1 protein-coding gene is annotated in these 1,303 nt (G+C 74.1%); it reads right to left on the reverse strand.

The window, feature by feature from the left end; genetic code table 11:
• A partial coding sequence (locus tag IEY96_RS32225; RefSeq protein WP_189198569.1) for an AMP-binding protein occupies positions 1–1,303 on the reverse strand: 1,303 nt, incomplete at both ends.

The following is a 1,303-nucleotide window of genomic DNA, read 5'->3' on the forward strand; positions in this document are numbered from 1 at the left end:
CGACGCGTCGAACGCGTGCGGCGCATGGAACAACACCCGAGGCGTGACACCCCAGCACCGGTCGGCGGCCAGCCGCACCACGTCCCGGTGGGTGGTGACGACGCCCTTCGGCACGCCCGTCGAGCCCGAGGTGTACATCAGGTACGCAGCCGACGCCGGCCCCTCGACCGCCCCGGCCGCGCTGTCAACCTCCGCACCGGCTCCCCCGACGGTGGTGGCGTCGGCCCTGGCGGCATCAACCTCGGTAAGGCCGGCCGTGGCGAGGTCGGCAACATCGCCAGCGGTTACCGCCGTCCCCGACTGGTCGATGTGCAACGACGTCAGCCCGTCGGCGCCGGTCACGAACTCGTGTCCCGCCGTCGCCTCGTGAACCAGCACCACCCGTGCGCCCGCATCGGCGGCCACCGCCCGCATCCGCGCGAGGGGCCACGCCACGTCCAGTGGCAGATACGCACCACCGGCCTTCAGCACCGCCAGCAACGCCACCAACAGCTCGGCGGAGCGCTCCAGCACCACCGCCACCGGCGACTCCGGACCCACCCCCACCCCGACTAGGCGACCGGCCAACCGCTCGGCCCGGGCATCCAACTCCGCGTAGGACAGCGACACCTCACCACACACCACGGCGATCCCGTCCGGATCAGCCGCCACCCGCGCCGCGAACGCCTCCACCACCGACACGTCCGCCACCGGCGTCGCCGTGTCGTTCCAGCCGACCAGCACCTGCTCCCGCTCGGCCGGGTCGAGGGCGGCGACCGCGCGGATCGGGGTGGCCGGGGCCTCGGCCAGGGCGGTGACGAGGTTGTCCAGGCAGGTGACCAGCAGGGCGCCGACCTTCGCGGGGTCGGCGGGGGCCATGGCGTCGACGGTGAGGCTGAAGGCCGCCTCCTCGGCGTCGACCGCCACGGCGAGGGGGTAGTTGGTGAGGTCGCGGGCGGAGACGACCCGCATGCCGTCCAACTCCTCGCGCGCGGCGGAGGGCTGGCTGTGCCGGTAGTTGAAGATCGACGTGAAGACCGGGCTGCCGCCGGGCAGGCCGCTGGCGGCCTGGGCCAGGGCGAGCGGGGCGTGTTCGTGCACCAGCAGGTCGGCGAGCTGGTCGCGCATGCCGGTCACCGCGTCGGCGACGCTGCCCCGGTCGAGGCGTACCCGGACGGGCAGCGTGTTGATGAACAGGCCGGCGACCCGGTCGGCGCCCGCGCCGCCGTTCATCCGGCCGAAGAGGACGGTGCCGAAGACCACGTCGTCGCGGCCGGCGAGGGTGCCGAGCAGCCGCGCCCAGGCCAGGTGGAGGATCGTGGCC

The organism is Micromonospora fulviviridis, from assembly GCF_014648395.1.
GTDB classification, from domain to species: domain Bacteria; phylum Actinomycetota; class Actinomycetes; order Mycobacteriales; family Micromonosporaceae; genus Micromonospora; species Micromonospora fulviviridis.